Here is a 16,153-nt window from a genome sequence, read left to right on the forward strand (position 1 = left end):
CGTCAGTTCCTCAGCCCGGCGCGCGCCGCGGCGTAGCGGTAAAGGGAGAACAGCCCGAGCGACAGCGCGATATTCACGACGGCGATCGTGCAGGCGACGGCGTAATCCGACTCCAGAATCGCTTTGGTGTAGACCATCATCGGCAGCGTGGTGACGCCCTTGGCGCCGATAAACAGCACGATGCCGAACTCATTGGTGGTCAACAGCAGGCACAGGCTGCCACCGGCCAGCAAGGCCGGCAGCGCGGCCGGTAAAATCACCTGGCGCACCACGCGCCCCGGCCGGGCGCCGAGAATGCTGGCGGCCTCGAGCTGGTTGCGATCGATCTGCGACAATGCCGCCATCAGCGGGCGCATCACCAGCGGCGTAAACACGGTGATTTCCGCCAGGATCACCCCCCAGATGGAGTAAAGAAAGTCCACCGGCGGCAGGGTGAAACCGAAGGCCGTCATCAGCGTGCCGTTCAGCAGACCGGCGGAGCCGTAGATAAAGGTGAAGGCCAGCGTGATCAGGAAGGTCGGCATGGCGATAAAGGTATCGATCACCCGGGCGATCAGTCGGCTGCCGGGGAACGGCGTGAACACCAGCAGCAGCGACAGCAGGGTGCCAAGCACCAGGCAGCCCAGCGTCGCCAGCAGCGCAATCTGCAGCGTGTTGAGCAGAGCGCTGACAAAGCGCCGGGATTCGAACACCTGTTGCAGCGCGGCGGCGCTGAATAGCCCCTGATCGTCGGTAAACGCCTGTTTGACGATCAGCGCCAACGGGTAGAAAAACAGCGTCGCCAGCACCAGCAGCGGCAGCAGGATCCACAGACTGCGCGGGAAACGCAGCCGCAGGGCCGGGCGAATAAGCGTAGAGTCGGTCATGTCAGTCCTCGATCAGTACCGCATCGTCGGGGGCGAAATAGAGCGGCACGCGCTCGCCGATCTGCGGCATCCGGCTGCGATGGGTGGTGACCACGCGCAGCGAATGGCCTTGTACCTCGAACTGCAGGTGCGTCAGCTCCCCCTGCCAATGAATATCGCGCAGCGTGCCGATGAGGCAGTTGCTGCGCTGGGCGTCGGCATCAAGCGCAATATGCTGCGGCCGGATGCACAGCAGCTTGTCGAAGCCGCGTTGTGCGCCGTAGGTGAAACAGCCGATCACTTTGCCGGCGCAGCTGACGGTGGTCATGCCTTGCTGCGCGGTAGTCTCAAGGGCGGTGGCCGGCAGCAGGTTGGCGCGGCCGAGAAACTCGGCGGCGAAGCGGTTCGTCGGATGGTGGTACAACGCGCGGGTTTCGCCGTGGGCGATCAGGTGGCCGTCGCGCATGATGCCGATCTTGTCCGCCAGCGTCAGCGCTTCCCCCTGATCGTGGGTGACGTACAGGATGGTCAGATCCGGCAGCTCGCGGTGCAGGCGGGCGATCTCTTCCACCATGCTGTGACGGATTTGCGCGTCCAGCGCCGACAGCGGCTCATCCAGCAGCAAGACTTTGGGGCGCACCGCAATGGCGCGAGCGATCGCCACCCTCTGCTGTTGGCCGCCGGAAAGCTGGCTGGGATAGCGCTTGGCGTAGGCGGACATGCCGACGATGGCCAACGCTTCTTCGACGCGCTCGGCGGTCAGGCCGCGCGGCTTGCCTTGCGCGCGCAGGCCGAACGCCACATTGTCCTCGACGCGCATATGCGGAAACAGCGCGTAGTTCTGTACCACCATGCCCAGGCCGCGCTCATAGGGCGGCACGTCGGTGACATCGATGTCACCGATGGCGATGCGTCCGGCGGAGGGCTGCACGAATCCGGCGATCGCCCGCAGCACGGTGGTTTTACCCGAGCCGGAGGGGCCGATCAGCGCCAGCACTTCGCCGGGAGCGATGGTGAGCGTGAGGGGTTTCAGCACCTCGGTGCCGCGATACGACACGCTGACGCGGTTGAGCTGAATGCCCGACGGCCCGGCGATGTCGAGGCTGCTATCCCGCGCCTCGGCGCGGGAAGAGAGGGTAGAAGGCATCGTCAGCGTCATTCGGTCACCTGGCGCCAGCGGGAGATATCGGCGGACAGGCTGTTCACCACCTGGTTCCAGTCCGGCGCCCAGATGTCCACGCCTTTCAGCGCCGCCTGCGACTGCTTGAAGTTATCGTCGGTCGGGGTGACGTCCTTGCGGACCGGCATACCGTAGGAAATGGCGCTGACGCTGCTCTGCGCTTCTTTGCTCAGCAGGAAGTCGATCAGTTTTTTGCCGTTGGCGCTTTGCGGCGCGCCTTGCACCAGGCCGATATAGTAAGGCAGCACCAGCGTGCTGCGTTTGCCGTCCGGCCCGGCCGGCCAGAACACCTTCACGTTCGGATTGCTGCGCATTTGCGCCAGATTCATCTGCAGATCGCCGTTGGCCACCAGCAACTCGCCTTTATTGACCAGCGCGGTCAGCTTGCCGGTGGAGGCCGAAGGGCCGACGTTGTTGCTTTGCAGCTTGCCGAGGTAGTCGAAACCGGCATCTTTGCCGCCGAAGCTGTGAAACGCCTGCAGCATCACCGCGGTGCCGTCACCCGCCTGACCCGGCGTGGAGTACTGCAGCTTATTGCGGAATTGCGCGTCCAGCAGTTGTTGATAGCTGGCGGGCGCCTGCGGCAGCAGTTTGGCGTTATAGATGAAGCTCAGGTAGTTGTTCACCAGCGGCACGAACTGCGGCTGGGCGTCGGCGATCTGCGCCGCATCCTGCGGGGTGAAATCCTGCAGCAGTTTTTCCGCGGCGGCGCGCTGGATGAACGGCGGCAGCGTCACCAGCACGTCGGCCTGCGGGTTGCTGCGCTCCTTCGACAGGCGCTCCACGATGGCGCCGGAGCCGCCTTCGACGTACTGCACTTTGACGCCGGTCGCCTGGGTGAAGGCGTCGAACTGGGTTTGATACCAGCTGTGATCGCCGTCGTGCAGACCATCGGCGGAGTAGACGGTCACCACCGCGTCGGCGGCCCAGGCCGGCGCGGCGCCGAGTGCGATGGCGGTCATCACGACCAGACGAGAGAATTTCATAGCTTCAGCCTCACTGTTGCGGGTTCATGCGAAACTGGTATACACCAGATATGCGGCCAAGCTAATCGGCAAATATGACAAACAAATGAAAGCGGCAAAATATAGTTGCCGGCGGCGGGGAGCGGGGATTAGGCGTGGGAGAGAAAGGCGGAGCGGCAGGCGCAGCCCCGTCATGCAGGGGGTTAAAGCGTATCGACTTCGATGCGCAGGCTGTCGTGGCGCCAGTATTCGATATCGAAATCGAGAATGCGGCCGTGCTGATCGTAATTCAACCGGCGCAGTAGCAACGCGGGCAGGCCGACCATGGCGCCGAGCGCATTGGCGGCGCGATAAGGCAGGGCGGTCGGGTAGAACGACAGGTGCATGTTGCTGTAAATCAAATCGTAATGCTGCTGATAAACCTCGGTCAGGCTGCCGTTGAGATCGTGACTGAGCAGTGCCGGCACCCGCTGCGGCAGGCAGTGGTTCTCGCAATAGCAGATGGCGCGGCCGTCGGCATACCGCACGCGGCGCAGCAGATACACCTGATCGAACGGTTCGAGCGCCAGCGGCTGCATCACGTCGAGCGGCACCGTGGTTTTTTCGCCGGACAGCAGCGCGGTGCGCGGCGTGCGCCCTTGCTCCTGACAGAGACGGTGGAAGTTGGTGTTCTGCGTCGGATCCAGCCACAGCCGTTCCGGCGTGACGAACCAGCCGCGGCGATCGGCGCGGTAGATGGCGCCGGTGGCTTCCAATTGCGCCAGGCTTTCGCGAATGGTGACGCGGGTGGTGGAGAAGATGGCGCACAGCTCGCGCTCCGAAGGCAGCTTATCGCCGGCCTGTAGCGCGCCGCGGGTGATGCGCGCCTGAAGCTGATCCTTGATCTGCAGGTAGTGAGGCATATCGCCCTGATGTTCTTTCATTTCATCTCGCTATGGCATCGGCCCGACATTCCGGCACGCGCTTATTATACATAGCCAGATGAATTTTTTGTTTCACCGCGCTTTGTCGTTTGACCGGGGCAGGAACTTGCCGCCACAATGTGCGCAATCTGGTATAGACCAACAGGTGAATAACATGTCCGATCGTAACTACCTGCTGTTGACCCCCGGCCCGTTGACCACGTCGAAAACGGTGAAAGAGGCGATGCTGTATGACAGCTGCACCTGGGATGAAGATTACAACCTCGGCGTGGTACAGCGCATTCGCCAACGGTTGGTGGCGCTGGCGACGCCGTCTGCCGGTTATACCTCGGTGCTGCTGCAAGGCAGCGGCAGCTTCGCGGTAGAGGGCGTGCTGGGCACGGTCATCGGCCCGCAGGACAAGCTGCTGATCGTCAACAACGGCGCCTACGGGGCGCGGATGATCGAAATGGCGCGGCTGATGGATATCGACCACCACGCTTTCGACTGCGGTGAGGTGAATGAACCGGATGTGACGGCGATGGAGGCGGTGCTGAAAAGCGATGCGCGCATCAGCCATATCGCCATGGTGCACTGTGAAACCACCACCGGCATGCTCAACCCGCTGCAGAAGGTTGCCGGTCTGGCGGCGCGCAACGGCAAGACCTTTATCGTCGACGCCATGAGCAGCTTTGGCGGCATCCCGTTGGATGTGGACGCGCTGGGCATCGATTTTCTGATCAGCTCCGCCAACAAATGCATTCAAGGCGTGCCGGGCTTCGCTTTTGTCATCGCCCGCCGCAGCGAGCTGGAGAAATGCGCCGGCCGTTCACGCTCGCTGTCGCTGGATCTGTATGCCCAGTGGCGCTGTATGGAGGATCAGGCCGGCAAATGGCGCTTTACGTCGCCGACCCACACCGTGCTGGCCTTCGCGCAGGCGCTGAAAGAGCTGGAACAAGAGGGCGGCATTGCCGCGCGCCACCACCGCTATCAGACTAATCAGCGTCGGCTGGTGGCGGGCATGCGCGAGCTGGGCTTTGAAACCCTGCTGGACGATGCGCTGCATTCGCCGATCATCACCGCGTTCTATTCGCCGAAGGCCGACACTTACCGCTTCGCCGAGTTTTATCAGCGCCTGAAGCAGCAAGGTTTCGTGATTTATCCCGGCAAAGTGTCGCAGAGCGACTGCTTCCGCATCGGCAACATCGGGGAAATTTATCCGCAGGATATCGAACGTTTGCTGGCGGCCGTCGGGCAGGCGATGTACTGGAATCAATAAGGATTGACCATGAAACAGATCAACGCAGTGATCCTCGACTGGGCCGGCACCACGGTGGACTTTGGTTCCTTTGCGCCGACGCAGATTTTCGTCGAGGCGTTCAAACACACCTTCGATATCGACATTAGCCTGGCGGAAGCGCGCATTCCGATGGGCCTCGGCAAATGGCAGCACATCGAGGCGCTGGGCAAACTGCCGGCGATCGACGCGCGCTGGCGACAGAAGCTGGGCCGCTCGATGAGCCATCAAGACATCGACGCGCTGTATCAGGCGTTTATGCCGCTGCAAATCGCCAAAGTGATCGACTTCGCCGATCCCATTGAGGGCGTGCCGCAGGTGATTGCCGGGCTGCGCGAACAGGGCATTAAAATCGGCTCCTGCTCCGGTTATCCACGCGCGGTGATGGAGGTGCTGGCGCCGGCCGCCGCGCAGCGCGGTTACGCGCCGGATTACTGGGTCGCCACTGACGATCTCGCGGCCGGCGGGCGGCCGGGGCCGTGGATGGCGTTGCAGAACGCGATCGCGCTGGGCATCGATGCGGTGGCGCACTGCGTGAAGGTGGATGACGCGGTGCCGGGCATTGCCGAAGGGCTGAACGCCGGGATGTGGAGCGTCGGGCTGGCGCTGTCCGGCAACGAGTTCGGCGCTACCTGGTCGGAGTACCGTCAAATGGCGGCAGGGGAAATAGCGCAGCGCCGCACGGCGGCGGCCGATAAGCTGTACGCGGCGGGCGCGCATTATGTGATAGACACGCTGGCGCAATTACCGGATGTGATCGCCGATATCAACCGGCGGCTGGCGAACGGCGAGCGGCCGTAACGACCGAACGCGGGGCATAAAAAAACCGGGGATAATCCCCGGTTTTTTTGTTCTGAGACGGCGTTAGCGGTGCGCCAGTTCGACTTCGTCTTCGCTGTCCATCACGGCTTTGTCGGTTTGCTTCATCAGCTGGCTGGTGATGGTGCCTGCCGCCATGGAGCCGTTGACATTCAGCGCGGTGCGGCCCATGTCGATCAACGGTTCGACCGAGATCAGCAGCGCGACCAGCGTCACCGGCAGGCCCATCGCCGGCAGCACGATCAGCGCGGCGAAGGTGGCGCCGCCGCCCACGCCCGCCACACCGGCGGAGCTGAGGGTGACGATGCCGACCAGGGTGGCGATCCACACCGGATCCAGCGGGTTGATGCCGACGGTCGGCGCAACCATCACCGCCAGCATCGCCGGGTAGAGGCCCGCACAGCCGTTCTGGCCAATGGTGGCGCCGAACGACGCCGAGAAGCTGGCGATGGATTCCGGCACGCCCAGACGACGGGTCTGCGCTTCCACGTTCAATGGAATGCTGGCGGCGCTGGAGCGGCTGGTGAAGGCGAAGGTAATCACCGGCCACACCTTGCGGAAGAACTTCATCGGGTTCACGCCGGTGAAGGCCAGCAGGATGGCATGTACCACGAACATGATGGCCAGGCCGATGTAGGAGGCCACCACGAAGCTGCCGAGCTTGACGATGTCGTGAATGTTGGAACCGGCGACCACTTTGGTCATCAGCGCCAGCACGCCATACGGCGTCAGCTTCATGACCAGACGCACCAGCTTCATTACCCAGGCCTGCAGGGTGTCGATAGCCACCAGCACGCGTTCGCCTTTCGGCTTGTCGTCTTTCAGCAGCTGCAGCGACGCCACGCCGAGGAAGGTGGCGAAAATCACCACGCTAATGATAGACGTCGGGCTGGCGCCGGTCAGATCGGCGAACGGGTTTTTCGGGATGAACGACAGCACCATCTGCGGCACGGTCAGATCGGCCAGTTTACCCACGTAGTTGGTCTGGATCGCCGTCAGACGCGCGCTTTCCTGCGCGCCCTGCACCAGGCCTTCGGCGGTCAGGCCGAACAGGTTGGTGACCAGCACGCCCACCAGCGCCGAGATCAGCGTGGTGAACAGCAGCGTGCCGATAGTCAGGACGCTGATTTTGCCCAGAGAAGAGGCGTTATGCAGCTTGGCCACCGCGCTCAGGATCGAGGCGAACACCAGCGGCATGACGATCATTTGCAGCAGTTGTACATAGCCGTTGCCGACGATGTTGAACCAGCTGATGGATTCTTTCAGTACCGGGTTGTCGGAGCCGTACACCAGCTGCAGGCCCAGGCCGAACACCACGCCGACCACCAGGCCGACCAGCACTTTTTTCGCCAGGCTCCATTGCTTGTGGCGGGTTTGCGCCAGCAGCAAAAGGAGCGCGACAAACACCAGCACGTTAATCACGAGCGGAAGATTCATCCCCAATGTCTCCAATAATCTTTCTTATAAAAACGACAACGCATCACGTATGTCGCGATGTAAATATCGTAACAGTTTGCCGAGTGGCCCACTTATATCCAAATGGAATTTGATATAGCTTTTTGTGTGTTTTTGTTCGTTTTATATACATCAAGGTGATGGGTTAAGCGTTTTTTTGTGATCAGAGTCTGATATTTCTGATTTGCTCGACATAGGATTGCACCGGCAGGGTGAAATCACCTTGCCAGCAGATGGCAAACGCCACCAGGCACAGACACAGCACCCGCTCCAGCTGGTTGCCTTTTTGCGAGTTGAGCAGCGGCAGGCGAAAACGCCAGCGGCATGGCCACAGCAGCGGCACGCCGGCGGGGGTGAGCATATCGGCCAGCAGATGGCTGAAGTAACCGATGATCATGGCGTGCAGCGCGTCGGCCGGGATCGGCCAACTGCGCGGCACGTCCAGCTGGAACAGCGCCATGCCGCCGGCGATCGCCAGCAGGCTGTGGGTGAAACCTCGGTGGCCGAAGGCGCGGGCGATGGGCAAGGCGATCCAGCGCAGGCGCTGGCCCAGCACCGACTTGGGGTGATCGATGTCCGGCAGCAGCGAGGTCAGCAGCGCGGCGGGTATGATGTGCCACCAGTCGCCGGTAGCCAGCTCTGGCGTCACTTCCGCCTTCTTGGCGAAGATCGCGCAAGCGACAGAGAATATAAGGTGTCCTTCCGCGGTCATGCTGTTGCGATTCCGGCTGGTAAACTGTTAATTTATCCAGTATATGGGAAAATTCCCAGTAGTGGAAGCAGTTACCCTGTAACCAATTGTTTATTTTTCCCTGTTTTACAACGGCTTGTTACGGTAATGCGTAACAAATCATCGATTTTGACGGGCGAGAATAAAAAGCGGGCAATGGGCGATGCATTAAGATGAGAAAAAAGGACGGTAGGCGGGAGGAAGCGGCGGCCCTGAACAGCGCTGCGTGGCAGTGACAACGCTCCGCGGACCGTCGCTTTCCTGCCGCCCAGCATAATAATAACAACATGCTAATTCAATAATAATGAAACGCTGTTTTGTTTATTTTGCAGTACGGATCCCTTTTATGGCGCAGGGCGGCAAACGCAGGGCGCCGGCGGCCGGCGCCGCTGGTCAGGCAAAGTGAGCGGCAGTGAGCTGTTCCAGGGTCTCCAGCTTGTGGTCTGCCAGCGCCCAGCGCGGATCGTGACGGTATTCGGCCGCCGGGATGACGATGGAACGCATGCGCGCGGCCTTGGTGGCGATCATGCCGTTAAAGGAGTCTTCCAGCGTGATGCAGCGCAACGGATCGCTGCCCAAGCGTTCGGCGGCGATCAGGTAGACCTCGGGGTGCGGTTTGCTGTACGGCAGGTATTCGGCGGAAACCAGCTGATCGAAGTAACCTTCAAGATCGAACATCTTCAGCACCTGCCGTTGCATGTGCAGCGGCGAGGCGGAGGCGAGACCGATGTTCAGCCCCTGACTGCGGCACAGCTCCAGCGCCTGCTGGACGCCCGGCAGCAGCGGGCGCGTCTCGTGCACCAGCTCGATGGCGCGCTCGATAATCCGCGCCGACACCTCATCGAGCGAAACCCCTTGCCACGGCATCGCCTGGTACCACATCTTCACCACCAGATCGATGCGCAGCCCCAGCGTGTCCGGCAGCTTGTGACGATCGGACAGATCCAAACCCAGCGCACCGAAGATATCCAGCTCGGCCTGCAGCCACAGCGGTTCCGAGTCGATCAACAAGCCGTCCATATCAAAAATTGCGGTTTCAATGCGTTGCGAATAAGCCATTAGCGGTTAACTCCTGTCGGCGCGGGTGAATGTGCCGACACTCTATCATCGCCGGCGGCGAGACTAAAATCTTTGCCTGCGCGCGTGGCTTTTGCCAAAGCGAAGGATAGTCCACATTTCGCGCAGCTTTAGCCACCAACGTTGGTGCTGGCGCTCGGTAACCTGTTGCAACATGCGCGCATAGTCCAGCACCAAGCCTGGCGTCCAGGTCATGCTTTCGCCACGGCTGCGCAGTACCGCCAGCATCCACAGGTTGGGATCCAGCACCAGCAGCAGAAAACGGCGCCACAGATGTTTATCGCCCAGCACGCCTTCCAACGCGCTGTCGAGCGCGCCGATGACCGTGGTGGAGCAGTTGCGCCGAGTCAGGTTGTAGGTGGCGTCCTGCCGATAACGCAGCCAGAATGCGCGCAGCGCCGCCGGGTTATAGCGATAGAACTGAATTTTCTTGTCCGGTGGGCACCAACTGGCGATCTCGCCCGGCAGGTCGGGCAGAAAGCGCCCATCGACGTTGTTTTGATCGCCGGCATGCAACAACTGGCGGAAATCTTGAACGGAATGGCTGATGTCGTTGAGCGGGTAGTGACTGATATACACATCCGGCGCGAGCGCCAGGGCGGCGTGACCGGTGGAGATATTGCCGCCGCCGTCGACCGCCGCGATGTATCGGTCGACGATGTAACGCCGGCGCGGATCTTTAGCCGCACCAATCGGTGTCCAGACATACACCGTGAGCGGCGCAGTCTCATCCTCCGGGGGCGGTGGCTGCCGCGCGGGGTGCTGATTCAGAGAGAAGTTTGTCAGTCTGCGGGCGATACGCAATAAGGCCCAGCCGGAAAGCACCATCATCACGCCGAGGCAAAAGGGCACCGTCATCCGATGCGGCGCCGGCCAGCCGACAAAAATCATCAATGAAAGCAGGATCTCGCCGCCGCCCGCCAGCGCCACGCCTTTCCATCGACTGTGCTGAATCACCGTGGAGGAGGCGATGCGCACGGCGCCGTCAAGCAGCAGTGCACTGCCAAACACCACGGTGGCGACGATGTTATCGTCTGCGGGCACGTCCAGCATTAAAAAAGCCATAAAGACAAAACCCAATCCTTTCAGCAGCACCGGCCTGCTGGCCGAAGAGCCGATCACCAGCGCGGCGGATACCGCCACCAACCCCTCCAGCGCCAGGATGACCGCCAGCGCATCCAGCGCCAGCACCGACCGGCCATCCTGCAGTATGTCGAACAGCATCAGCGCCCCTGCGGCTATCCACAGCCAACCGAACAGCACCAGCAGGCGGCGCTGGCCATGCAGCGCCTGCGCGCCCAGCAATAAGATAATCAGTCGAATCATGGCGGCCTCTGCCCGAATGGATAACGTTATCTCTTCAATGATAGTGTGCCGGCGCGGTTAAGTTTTTGATTTCGACTAATTCGGCTAAGCTTGTAGCACAGCGGGAATGAAGAAAACGGTGGGCGAGTTTCGCCAACTGCAGGTAGACTTAGCCGATTCGGTTACGTCGCTAACAAGGGGAACACATGACGTATCAACAGGCCGGGCGTATCGCCATTTTGAAACGCATTCTCGGATGGGTGGTTTTTATCCCGGCGTTGCTGTCGACGCTGATTTCCGTGCTGGGCTTTATCTATCAGCACAGTGAAAAAACCAAAGGCATCAACGCAGTGATGCTGGATTTTGTCCACGTGATGGTGGATATGGTGCGTTTCAATACGCCGTTCCTGAACCTTTTCTGGTACAACTCGCCGGTGCCTGACGTGGATAAAAGCCTGTTCAGCGGCGCCAATTTGATGTTCATCATCATCTATATATTGATCTTCGTCGGGCTGGCCTTGCAGGCTTCCGGCGCGCGCATGTCACGTCAGGTCAAGTTCATTCGCGAAGGGCTGGAAGATCAGATGATCCTGGAGCAGGCCAAGGGCAGCGAAGGGCACACGCGCCAGCAGTTGGAGGAGCGTATCACGCTGCCGCACCACACCATCTTCCTGCAGTACTTCCCGCTGTACATCCTGCCGATCGTGATTGCGGTGATCGCCTGGTTCGTGATCCGCTTGTTAGGGCAATTGGCCGGCGCGGCCTGAGCCATCAACGGGGCGCCGCTCGGCGCCCCGGAACGTTATGACGCCTCCGGCTGCAACAGCGCCTCCACCGCGCGTTGTGCAGCCACCAGATGCTGGCCGCCGAACAGGTTGCTGCGGTTGAGCAGGTAGTACAGCTGATACAGCGGCTGGCGCTCGATAAACCCGGCCCCCAGAGGCCACACGCTCTGATAGCCGTCGTAGATCTGCGGCGGCAGCTCCGGATACAGCGGCAGCATCGCCAAATCGCACTCTCGATCGCCCCAGTAACTGGCCGGGTCGAACAGAATCGGCCCGTGGGCGGTCATCGCGCAGTTGCCCGGCCACAGGTTGCCGTGCAACAGGGACGGTTGCGGCTGGTGGTGCTGCAAGCGCAGATACACCCGATCGACAATGTCGTCGATATCGCCGAAGGTCATGCCTTTCTCCGCGGCCAGTTGCAGCTGCCAGCCGATGCGCTGCTCGGCGAAGAATTCCGACCAGCGGCGCTGCCAGGCGTTGGGTTGCGGGGTGGTGGTCAGATCGCTGTCGAAGTCGAGACCGAACTGCGGTTGCTCGCTCCACTGGTGCAAATGCGCCAGCTGCTGGCCCAGGCAGTAGGCGCCGTGAGCATCGAGGGGTTTCAGCTGCTGATACTCCAGCAGCAGGAAGCTGTAGTCGCGATCGCTGCCGACGCCGTACACTTCCGGCACCCGCACGCTTTTGCTGCGCGCCAGCAACGCCAGCTGATCGGCTTCGGCGGTGAATATCGGCAGTTGTTCCCGGGCGTCGCATTTCACGAACACCTCGTTATCACCGTAACTCACGCGCCACGCCGGGTGAATGTCGCCCCCGGGCAGTTCAATCCTTTCGCGTATCTCTGCGCTGCCAAGATGTTCACTTAACAGACGGCTAACGGCTTGCCACATGGTATCTCCCCCTCTGTGCTGCCTGATAATTCATTAGGTTAGCGTCTTTCCCGTGGTGAAAACACGACGCGGCGCACAGCCGGCGTCAAAGGCGGCGATTTTTTCAACGGCTCGCCAGCTCAAAGTATATACCCTATTGATTAATTTAAGCGCAATACCGGTTGCAACTTGATGACAACGGATAAGCGAGGGAAAGATAGGATGCGGCGGGGAACCCCGCCGCATCAGAGGGGCGTTTAACTGCCCATCGGGGCGTTTTTGTTACCCTGTAACGGACGCAGCTTGCTGTACAACAAGGCGACAACGAACAGCACGGCCTGCACGATGACGATGCAGGGCCCGGTGGCGCCGTCGATGTGGAAGCTGATCAGGGTGCCGAGCACGCAGGAGAACACCGACACCACCGTCGCCGCCATCAGCATGCGATCAAACCGGCGGCACAGCATAAAGGCGATGATGCCGGGGGCGATCAGCATGGCGATCACCAAAATCACCCCTACGGCCTGCAGCGAGGCGACGATGGTCATCGCCAGCAGGCACAGCAGCCCGTAGTGCAGCAGCTTGACCGGCAGGCCAATCACCCGGGCGTGGTGCGGGTCGAAACAGTACAGCATGAAGTCTTTGCGCTTGAGCAACACCACCGCGAGGGTGATGCCGGCAATCAGCAGGGTTTGCTTCAGCTCGCCGTCGGTGATGCCCAGCATGTTGCCGAACAGAATGTGGCTCAGGTGCTGGTCGGTGTCGATGCGCGAGAACAGCACCAGGCCGAAGGCGAACATGCCGGAGAAAACGATGCCCATCACAGTGTCTTCTTTCACCCGGCTGTTCTCTTTCAGGTAGCCGGTGGCCACCGCGCAGAAGATGCCGGAAAGGAAGGCGCCGATCGCCAGCGGAATGCCGACCACGAACGCCACTACGATGCCGGGCAGCACCGCGTGCGAGATGGCATCGCCCATCAGCGACCAGCCTTTGAGCACCAGATAGCAGGAGAGCACGGCGCACACCACGCCGGTAACGATGGCGGCGACGATCGCTCGCTGCATGAACGGGTAGGCGAAGGGTTCGCTGAGCAGTTGGTAGAGCGTGTCCATCAGCGGCCTCCGGTTTGCGAATGCGCCACGCGACGTTTTGCCGCCAGCAGGCCGTGTTTCGGCGCGAAGAAGAACGCCGCCAGGAACACCAGCGTTTGCAGGGTGACGATCACACCGCCGGTGGCGCCGTCGAGGAAGAAACTCAGATAGGCGCCGACGCCGCTGGTCAATGCGCCGATGATGATGGCGATGATCACCAACCGGCTGAAGCGGTCGGTCAGCAGGTAGGCGGTGGCGCCCGGGGTGATCACCATGGCGATCACCAGAATGGCGCCGACGGTTTGCAGCGCGGCGACGGTGCAGGCGCTGAGCAGGGTGAAGAACAGGATCTTCAGCTTTAGCGGCGACAGGCCGATCGACACCGCGTGGCTTTCGTCAAAGAATACTGCCAGCAGGTCTTTCCACACCAGGCACAGGATCAGCAGCGAAACGCCGATGATGATTTCCACCTGCAGCACGTCTTCGTCGGCGATGCCGAGAATATTGCCGAAGATGATCGACTGTACGTTGACCGAGGTGGGGTTGAGCGACACGATCAGCAGGCCGACGGCGAAGAAGGTGGAGAAGATAAAGCCGATGATAGCGTCTTCGCGCAGCCGGGTGATGTGGCGCACCAGCGTCATCGCCAGCGCCGCCAGCATGCCGGTGAAGAAGGCGCCGGCGGCGTAGGGCAGGCCGAGGGCATAGGCGCCGGCCACGCCGGGCACCACCGAGTGCGACAGCGCATCGCCCATCAGCGACCACCCTTTCAGCATCAGATAGGCGGACAGGAACGCGCAGGCGGCGCCGACGATGGCGCTGACCCAGATGGCTTTCACCATGTAGTTATAACTGAAAGGTTGCAGCAGAAGGTCCAGCATCAGGATTGTTTCTCCCTGGCCTGGCTGTTGGCCGGCGGATCGCTCTTGGTGTGGCCGTAGAACACCGCCGGGCGTTCATCGTCGGTCAACACCGTAACGGTACGCGGATCGTTGTCGTCGTGCAGATCCGGACCGGAGAGGTTGATATGGCGCAGCACGCCGCCGAACGCCTGCTCCAGGTTGCTCTGCGTGAAGGTGGTTTCGGTCGGGCCGGCGGCCAGCACCGTGCGGTTGATGAGGATCACCCGATCGCAAAACTCCGGCACGCTGCCGAGGTTGTGGGTGGAGACCAGGATCAGATGCCCCTCGTCGCGCAATGCGCGAAGCAGCTCGATAATGGCATTCTCGGTTTTCACATCCACGCCGGTGAATGGCTCATCCAGCAGCAGCACGGTGCCCTGTTGCGCCAACGCGCGCGCCAGAAACACGCGCTTTTTCTGGCCGCCGGACAGCTCGCCGATCTGCCGGCCGCGCAGCTCGCTGAGGCCGACGCGCTCCAGCGCCTTGTCGACCCGCAACCTGTCCTCACGTGACGGAATGCGCAGGAAATTCATCTTGCCGTAGCGGCCCATCATCACCACGTCTTCCACCAGCACCGGGAAGTTCCAGTCGACGTCTTCGGTTTGCGGCACGTAGGCGATCAGGTTCTTTTTCAGCGCGTCCGCCACCGGTTTGTCGCTCAGCGAAACCCGGCCGCTGGTGGGTTTGACCAGCCCCATGATGCTTTTGAACAGCGTCGATTTGCCGCTGCCGTTGACACCGACCAGCGCGCAGATCGAACCGCCGCTCAGGGTAAAGCTGGCGTTGTGAATGGCGGTGTGTCCGTTGTTGTAGGTCACGGTGACGTCGTCCACGTTCAACTCCGGGCGGGCAAACGGTTCATGGGTCATTGATCGAATCCTTTGGCGATGGTTTGCACGGTGGTGTTGAGCAGGTCGATGTAGGTCGGCACTGGGCCATCGCGAGTGGACAGCGAGTCTACGTACAGCACGCCGCCGTATTTGGCGCCGGTTTCTTTCGCCACCTGCTTGGCCGGCTTGTCGGAAATGGTGCTCTCGCTGAACACCACCGGAATATGGTGGGCGCGCACGGCGTCGATCACCCGGCGCACCTGCTGCGGCGAGCCTTGCTCATCGGCGTTGATCGGCCACAGATAAACCTCTTTCAACTGATAGTCCTGCGCCAGGTAGCTGAAAGCGCCTTCACTGGTCACCAGCCAACGCTGTGCGGCCGGAATGCGCGCCAGGCGTTCGCGCAGCGGGGCGTCCAGCGCGCCGATTTTCTCTGCGTAGGCCTTGGCATTGCGGTTATAGGTTTCCGCATTGGCCGGATCGTGCGCCACCAGCGCCTTGCGAATGTTCTCGATATACACCAGCGCGTTGCTTGGCGACATCCAGGCATGCGGGTTCGGGTTGCCGTTATAGGGCCCTTCGCGGATCGGCAGCGGGGTAATGCCTTCGGTGACTACCGCCGCCGGCACCTGCTTGATGTTTTCGAAGAAACGCTGGAACCAGCGCTCCAGGTTCATGCCGTTCCACAGGATCAGGTCGGCGTGCTGCGCCTTGACGATGTCGCGCGGGGTCGGTTGATAGTCGTGGATCTCGGCGCCCGGCTTGGTGATGGATTCCACCACGGCGGCGTCACCGGCCACGTTCTGGGCGATATCCTGAATGATGGTGAAGGTGGTCACCACGCGCAGCTTTTTTTCCGCCAGCGCGTTTTGACTGACCAAGGCGGCGCCGAGCAGCAGGCAGGCGAGCGTAAAAGGGCGTAACAGTGCGGCAGCGCGGGAAGGGCGACTGCGATGAAAAGCGCAACTTATCAATGGCATGATGACGTCTCCTGGTTCAAATGAAAATGATTATCAATATCAATTGAAGCGAAGTCAAGCGTCACTTGCCCACCGCCGGCGGGGTATTTCTCCAACTGAAAAAATAATACCGTCCGGGGAGTTA

16 protein-coding genes are annotated in these 16,153 nt (G+C 61.2%); 3 read left to right on the plus strand and 13 right to left on the minus strand.

Going from position 1 to position 16,153, the window contains the following annotated elements:
* Window positions 1-2: 2 nt before the first annotated feature.
* The 4 genes from phnU to phnR form a co-directional block, all read right to left on the minus strand.
* The gene (phnU, locus tag ACTJJ6_RS03530; RefSeq protein WP_440802117.1) at window positions 3-866 is read right to left on the minus strand and encodes a 2-aminoethylphosphonate ABC transporter permease subunit; all 864 of its coding nucleotides are present in this window, start codon (window positions 864-866) and stop codon (window positions 3-5) included.
* 1 nt (window position 867) lies between these two features.
* Complete coding sequence (phnT, locus tag ACTJJ6_RS03535; RefSeq protein ID WP_046688468.1) at window positions 868-1,992, minus strand: 2-aminoethylphosphonate ABC transport system ATP-binding subunit PhnT; 1,125 nt, start codon at window positions 1,990-1,992, stop codon at window positions 868-870.
* 8 nt (window positions 1,993-2,000) lie between these two features.
* On the minus strand, window positions 2,001-3,011 hold the full coding sequence (locus tag ACTJJ6_RS03540) for a 2-aminoethylphosphonate ABC transporter substrate-binding protein (protein WP_097102267.1): 1,011 nt from the start codon (window positions 3,009-3,011) through the stop codon (window positions 2,001-2,003).
* A 182-nt stretch (window positions 3,012-3,193) separates the two neighbouring features.
* Entirely contained in the window at window positions 3,194-3,913 is a 720-nt protein-coding gene (phnR, locus tag ACTJJ6_RS03545; protein ID WP_033642859.1) for a phosphonate utilization transcriptional regulator PhnR, read from the minus strand.
* A gap of 154 nt (window positions 3,914-4,067) precedes the next feature.
* Here phnR and phnW point away from each other — a divergent pair, with 154 nt between their 5' ends.
* Complete coding sequence (gene phnW, locus ACTJJ6_RS03550) at window positions 4,068-5,171, plus strand: 2-aminoethylphosphonate--pyruvate transaminase (protein ID WP_033640525.1); 1,104 nt, start codon at window positions 4,068-4,070, stop codon at window positions 5,169-5,171.
* Window positions 5,172-5,180: 9 nt separating this feature from the next.
* A complete protein-coding gene (gene phnX / locus ACTJJ6_RS03555) occupies window positions 5,181-5,990 on the plus strand; it encodes a phosphonoacetaldehyde hydrolase (RefSeq protein WP_016927987.1) in 810 nt (269 codons plus the stop codon).
* Window positions 5,991-6,053: 63 nt separating this feature from the next.
* On the opposite strand, the gene ACTJJ6_RS03560 is transcribed toward phnX, so the two are convergent.
* The 4 genes from ACTJJ6_RS03560 to ACTJJ6_RS03575 form a co-directional block, all read right to left on the minus strand.
* Complete coding sequence (locus ACTJJ6_RS03560) at window positions 6,054-7,445, minus strand: L-cystine transporter (RefSeq protein ID WP_049300227.1); 1,392 nt, start codon at window positions 7,443-7,445, stop codon at window positions 6,054-6,056.
* A 181-nt stretch (window positions 7,446-7,626) separates the two neighbouring features.
* A complete protein-coding gene (locus ACTJJ6_RS03565) occupies window positions 7,627-8,175 on the minus strand; it encodes a metal-dependent hydrolase (protein WP_004931456.1) in 549 nt (182 codons plus the stop codon).
* 411 nt (window positions 8,176-8,586) lie between these two features.
* Window positions 8,587-9,252, minus strand: a complete 666-nt coding sequence (gene hxpB / locus ACTJJ6_RS03570; protein WP_033640522.1) for a hexitol phosphatase HxpB — start codon at window positions 9,250-9,252, stop codon at window positions 8,587-8,589.
* A 63-nt stretch (window positions 9,253-9,315) separates the two neighbouring features.
* A complete protein-coding gene (locus tag ACTJJ6_RS03575; protein WP_143778915.1) occupies window positions 9,316-10,596 on the minus strand; it encodes an HdeD family acid-resistance protein in 1,281 nt (426 codons plus the stop codon).
* 185 nt (window positions 10,597-10,781) lie between these two features.
* Here ACTJJ6_RS03575 and ACTJJ6_RS03580 point away from each other — a divergent pair, with 185 nt between their 5' ends.
* Window positions 10,782-11,342, plus strand: a complete 561-nt coding sequence (locus ACTJJ6_RS03580) for a YniB family protein (RefSeq protein ID WP_004931453.1) — start codon at window positions 10,782-10,784, stop codon at window positions 11,340-11,342.
* 35 nt (window positions 11,343-11,377) lie between these two features.
* Here the strand turns inward: ACTJJ6_RS03580 and ACTJJ6_RS03585 are convergent, their stop codons facing one another.
* From ACTJJ6_RS03585 to ACTJJ6_RS03605, 5 genes are all read right to left on the minus strand, one after another.
* On the minus strand, window positions 11,378-12,247 hold the full coding sequence (locus tag ACTJJ6_RS03585) for a fructosamine kinase family protein (protein WP_004931452.1): 870 nt from the start codon (window positions 12,245-12,247) through the stop codon (window positions 11,378-11,380).
* A 236-nt stretch (window positions 12,248-12,483) separates the two neighbouring features.
* Window positions 12,484-13,338 carry a metal ABC transporter permease gene (locus ACTJJ6_RS03590; protein WP_033640520.1) on the minus strand — a complete coding sequence of 285 codons (855 nt, stop codon included), beginning with the start codon at window positions 13,336-13,338 and terminating at the stop codon, window positions 12,484-12,486.
* On the minus strand, window positions 13,338-14,198 hold the full coding sequence (gene yfeC / locus ACTJJ6_RS03595) for an iron/manganese ABC transporter permease subunit YfeC (RefSeq protein ID WP_049300231.1): 861 nt from the start codon (window positions 14,196-14,198) through the stop codon (window positions 13,338-13,340). The genes ACTJJ6_RS03590 and yfeC overlap by 1 nt, the downstream gene beginning before the upstream one ends.
* A complete protein-coding gene (locus ACTJJ6_RS03600; protein ID WP_049300232.1) occupies window positions 14,198-15,088 on the minus strand; it encodes a manganese/iron ABC transporter ATP-binding protein in 891 nt (296 codons plus the stop codon). The genes yfeC and ACTJJ6_RS03600 overlap by 1 nt, the downstream gene beginning before the upstream one ends.
* On the minus strand, window positions 15,085-16,029 hold the full coding sequence (locus tag ACTJJ6_RS03605) for a metal ABC transporter substrate-binding protein (protein WP_049300233.1): 945 nt from the start codon (window positions 16,027-16,029) through the stop codon (window positions 15,085-15,087). Before ACTJJ6_RS03605 ends, ACTJJ6_RS03600 begins: the two co-directional genes overlap by 4 nt.
* Window positions 16,030-16,153 lie beyond the last annotated feature (124 nt).

This window comes from Serratia sp. 22278, from assembly GCF_052045405.1.
Taxonomy (GTDB): domain Bacteria; phylum Pseudomonadota; class Gammaproteobacteria; order Enterobacterales; family Enterobacteriaceae; genus Serratia; species Serratia marcescens.